The organism is Mesorhizobium sp. M7A.F.Ca.US.002.01.1.1, from assembly GCF_004022955.1.
Classification (GTDB): Bacteria; Pseudomonadota; Alphaproteobacteria; order Rhizobiales; family Rhizobiaceae; genus Mesorhizobium; species Mesorhizobium ciceri.
In genome coordinates, this window is sequence record NZ_RZQE01000434.1 from 1 (window position 1) to 5,073 (window position 5,073).

The 5,073-nt window shown below is 61.1% G+C and carries 3 protein-coding genes and 1 pseudogene; 2 read left to right on the forward strand and 2 right to left on the reverse strand.

Features of this window, described 5'->3' with window-relative positions:
* Window positions 1-1,384, reverse strand: a pseudogene (locus EN932_RS28795) (hypothetical protein); the annotation flags it as partial.
* A 318-nt stretch (window positions 1,385-1,702) separates the two neighbouring features.
* On the reverse strand, window positions 1,703-2,227 hold the full coding sequence (locus EN932_RS28800) for a response regulator transcription factor (protein WP_245270489.1): 525 nt from the start codon (window positions 2,225-2,227) through the stop codon (window positions 1,703-1,705).
* A gap of 822 nt (window positions 2,228-3,049) precedes the next feature.
* On the opposite strand from EN932_RS28800, the gene EN932_RS28805 reads away from it, so the two are divergent.
* Together EN932_RS28805 and EN932_RS28810 are read left to right on the forward strand one after the other, a co-directional pair.
* A complete protein-coding gene (locus EN932_RS28805; protein WP_127368236.1) occupies window positions 3,050-4,306 on the forward strand; it encodes an aminomethyltransferase family protein in 1,257 nt (418 codons plus the stop codon).
* Window positions 4,307-4,449: 143 nt separating this feature from the next.
* Window positions 4,450-5,073, forward strand: a 624-nt coding sequence (locus tag EN932_RS28810) for a methylenetetrahydrofolate reductase (protein WP_128369252.1), incomplete at its 3' end; no start/stop codon positions are given.

Below are 5,073 nucleotides of genomic sequence, written 5' to 3' on the forward strand. Positions count from 1 at the left end.
AGCCGTCGACCGCGCTCGCAGTGAAGGTCGGCGGCGTGATCGTCGCCTGGCTCTGCCCGCCAGCCCCGCTGGCCTCGACCACCTCGGCGGGACCGACCGTCACTGCCGCCGTGATCGAAAGCGTCGGCCCGTCATCGTCGAAGTTGATGAAGGAGCCGACCTCTTCGCTATAGGCGTTGGTGCTCGTCGCCGAGAAATGGAACTCGGAGATGTCGCACCCTTCGTTTGCATCGACCCCCTTAACCGCCAGCCGATCCATTGGGCCGCTGGTGGTGACATCGACGGTGGTGGTGTTATCGAGCCCGGTGATGGTGACAGTATTCCCGGTCCCGGTGAGCCCGGTGACCGTGATGTTGCCGCTCCCCGTGGCATAGGTGCCATCGGCGGTGATGAGGGACGCATACCCCGATGTGCCCGTCAACTTGATCCCGGTGATGTCCACGGAGCTGGTCGCAGTGCCGTCAAAGAAGTCCGTGCCTTGTTCGTTGTTCGTAACGTTAAAGGCACTGACTTGGACGTCCACCCGCGCAGTCGGAGTAGAAGGTGTGATTTGGCTGATCGTGAACCCGGCCTGCGTGATGGTCTCGATATGGCCGCCGTACTGGATTTGCGAGGCACTACCTGCGTTCAGGTTTCCGCCGGTCACAAAATCGACCTGCAGAGTTTCGTTCGGATTGATGCTCTGGTTGTTGATGCCGAAGCCCTGTTCACTGACGTTGGCGGTGCCACCGTTCAAACCGATCACCAGAAGCTGCTTGGAAGCGTCATTGGCCGAATTGATCAGGTAGAAATCATTATTGCCGGGCGCGGCGGCCGAGCCTAAGAAACTGGCCACGCTGGTGCCCGTCACCGATGCGAACACCTTGTTGGTCAGATCGATGCGGTCGTCCGGGTTGGTCGCGTCCGGATTGAGCAATGGCACATACTCGACCGTGTACAGGTCCGCATTGGTGGCGCTGGTGTTGATCAGCGCAAGCGAGAAGGCGAGCGGCCCGGTTTCGGCGGGCTCGGCGGCTTGGTCAGAGGTGCCAATGACGCCGATCACGACCTTTGCATCCGTTGGGTCCTGGAACAGCCAGACATAATTGCCGTCCACCGTCCGGATGCCGCTGTTGATGCCGACGGTGGCGGAAAACGGCGTCCCGGAGGCGCTCTGCGTCAGAACGACCGAGGTGATGGTTTCCCCTGCGCTCGCCGAGGCCACCACGAAGTTGGCCTGGAAGGCGACTTCCGGTGAAGTCAGTCCGCCCGGAGCGTCGAGGCTCAGGAGATACTGCAGCGTGGTGTTGGTGATGTGCGGCGGGACGGACGGGTTAACATCATCGTCCTGAAGGCCGATGGTCTCGTCGATGATGATTTCTTGAGTTGTGATGTCGAGTGCCATGGAGATTCTCCCCTTTTTGAACGCACCAAGAAAAGGGGTTCCCCTCCCCAGATGCTGGATGCCCCTACCCGAGTGCACCCGCTGACCCGCTGAATTGCGGCCTTTAATCCTGCAATGTGCCGCCGGCGAAGAGGGCGCGTCCATTCCCGCTTCGATAGTATTGCGGTCAATGTCCGCACCTGATCGAACGATATATATCCTTCGATAGATCAGGCTGGCGGGCGCTGGGAGAGGCCGCGACGGCGCAAGGAAGATGCCGTCGGACGGCTTTCCGGCCGTTGCCTTGCGTACAATGTCCGTGAGAGGGGAGAGGGGCGGTCAGAGCAGGCCGGTTCGGCCCGTTCCTGGACGCTCGACGCCTTTGCCGTGCGTCATCCAGGCCAGTTCCGCCCTGCCGCCGAGATGCAGTTTCTCGTAGACGTGATGCAGGTGCATCTTCACCGTGCCTTCGGATAAATGCAGCCGCTGCGCGATGGTCTTGTTGCGCAGCCCGCGCGAGACGAGATCGGCGATCTCGGTCTCCCGCCCGGTCAGCCGGGACATTGGCTGCGGCTGCGAGCCAGGCATCAGCAGCTGCTGGACGATCTTGTTGTCGATCCACTTCTTGCCCGCCGCCACCGCATTCACGCATTCGATGAGAAAGCGGTGGCTGATGCCGTCCAGAAACAGGCCGTCGACATCGAGTGTCTGTATTTCCTTGACATCGAGCCTGCCGGTTGGCTGCACGATGAAGATGATGCCGAGAGCGCTGTTGCCGGCCTTCAGCCGTGAGGAAAGACCTGATGTCTGCTGGTCCGCGAGATCCACGCCGACGATGACGATATCAGGTTGATGGCGCTCCACATGAGCGAGAACGTCCACAGGGCGGCGACACTGGGCGACAACATCGTGTCCAGCCTTCTGCAACACCCATTCCAGACCGGCGAGATATACCCCCCGCGGGTCCGCGACAACCACTGTTGACATGCGAACACCGTCCGTAAAAAACGCAACGAACTTGGTTAAATACCCGTAAAATCAGGAAACCAGAGCCCACATCGATTGTCAAGGAATAGCTAATATACATATTGCTATAATCTACGACGGACCGGCGGGCTCCCTCGCAGCGTAGCAGGCCGGCTGACGATTCTGCGGAGGCGATGCTGGACCTGGTTGAAATGCCAGCATTCGATCGCACGATGATCCGCGGAATCGAAGTCGAAATCGCCGGACGTCTCACCGCACTCCTGGGTGAGAAATTTGGTAGCGCCAGCGCGCTACCGCCTTTCCCCCCACGCGTCGAGCTGCCAATTCAGGCTTCGATGCTACGGCTGAACGGGCCGAGCTTGTGCGGTGCGACGGCGTTACCTGGTCGACCGCAAGCGAGCATTTGCCGGTGAAGGCTGACAGCGAAAGCAATCCGACGGCGGCTTCAAATATTCAGGTTGAACTGCGGGTATGCCGTCGGCAACCGGGGGCATTCCGAAAAACGCTGCGAAGTGAAAGTCTCACCCAAGATACGGATGAGGCAAGAGACATCTGACTGAGCGGGTTGCTGCTCGCAGGAAGCCGTCCCTGCGGTCTGCGCTTGGATGGTTTCGTTTCCATGGCGCGAGGTGCGCTGTTCCTCACCCGTTGTCGTCGAATGTCGCAGCAAAGTGCCTTGCGACTGGGAGGAGACCTGGAATGAACGACATCAAATTCACGTCCGGCCTGAGCGTGGTGGCAGATGCCCATGTCGCCTTTCGCGGCACGCCCTTCGTCGAACGGACGGCGCCACTGAACCAGAACGCACTCTGGATGCGCTGGGACAGGAACATGGTCGTCGATTGCTACTCCGATATGGTCGAGGAACTGGCGGCTATCCGCAACAGGGTGGCCATGGGCGACATGTCACCACTGTCGAAATATGTCATTGCCGGTCCGGATGCCGAGAGGATGATGGATGCGCTCATCCCGCGCGACATCAAGAAGCTGCAGGTCGGCCAGATCTACTATGCACCGTGGTGCGACGAGAACGGCCATGTCGTCGGCGACGGTCTGGTTTTCCGCATGGACGAAACCACCTTCCGCGTTTCCGCCGATCCCGGCCTTTCCTGGTGGAAGCAGCATGCCGAAGGCCTCGACGTCCGTGTCACCGACATATCCGATAGCTACGGCATCCTCACCTTGCAGGGACCGCGTTCCCGCGAAGTGCTGGAGGCTGTCACCCAGTCCGTGCAGGAATTGCCGTTCTCTCGCTTGGCCATCGTCACAATTGCCGGCAGACGGGTCGAGATCCTGCGCCAGGGTTTTACCGGCGAGCATGGCTATGAATTGTGGGTCAAGGCGGATGACGGCGCCGCCGTGTGGGACGCGGTCGAGGCGGCAGGCAAGCCTTTTGGCATCCTTCCTGCCGGCGCCTGGGCGCTCGACATAGCACGTCTCGAAGCCGGGCTGCTGATCGTTGGCTACGACTATACAAGTGCCGGCCCAGACCATGGCGGCGCCAGCATTCAGGCAGCTGGAAAGTATCGTGCGTCGCCCTTCGACCTCGGCCTGGGCCGGCTGGTCGACTTTCGCAAGGCCGATTTCATCGGCAAGGCGGCGCTGCAGCGCATGTCGAACACGGGTGACCATCGCCAGCTCGTCGGGCTCGACATCGACTGGTCGCAAGCCCTCGACGGCAAGGGGCTTGAGAGCAATGCGCCCGGAAATCTGCGGCGCGTGCAGTGGTATCCGCTGAAAGCCTTTCGCGGCGGCAAGGAAGTTGGGCACGCCAGCAGCGTCGCCTGGTCACCTTCGACCGGCAGGATGATCGGCTTCGGCCATCTGCGGCGTGAGGCCGCCGAGACCGGCACCGAGCTCACGCTGAAGTGGAACAAGGATGGCGTGGCGGCCGATGTCAGGGCGCGTGTCGTGGCGCTGCCGTTCCTGTCGCTCAAACGCGCCGCCAACGGTTAGCGAAACGCTGTTTCAGAACTGAGAGTCCTGTCGTTGCATCCTCCCGTGACGACAAGCCGGGCAGCTGGTCTGCCCGGCTCCCATTGCCGCGGCCTACGGTGCCGCGAAATCGTGAAGCTGGTCGGGAGAGACCTGGAAAGATCATGAACGACATGCGCCAAGAGCTTATCCAGACGCGAGGTTCGGCTACATTTGTGTTCGACGCGGAGGTGTCGATCGAACTGGCACCGGCGCAGGCACCCACCTTTGCGCCACCAGCCGACTGCTTCCCGCTTGGCTCGCGCGTCTTTCTTACTCACCTTCCCGGCAAGCCCGAGGCTTTGCAAATCGAAGCAGCGCGCCGGATCAAGGAGTTGGGCTTTGTGCCGGTGCCACATCTGGGCGCGCGGAACTTCAATTCGGAGCAGGACTATATCGATCTTGTCACCGCCCACAGTCGAAACGGGATAAGCGAAGCGCTCTTTCTTGGCGGCAATCCGGCTCTCTTTCCGGGGCCGTTGGGAGAGGCAACCCAGTTGCTCGCCCATCCCGTGGTCAAAGACAGTGCGATACGAACCGCCTTCGTTGCCGGCTATCCGGAAGGGCATCCAAGCATCGTCGAAGCCGTGCTGACGGACGCATTGCGGCGCAAGCTCGACATCTGTGCCGAGCAGTCGCTGGAAGCCAGGGTCGTATCGCAATTCGCCTTCGATGGCGACATGATCGCCGCCTGGGCGAGCAGTCTGCATACGGCGCATCCCGGGCTGCCGGTTCATGTTGGTCTGGCC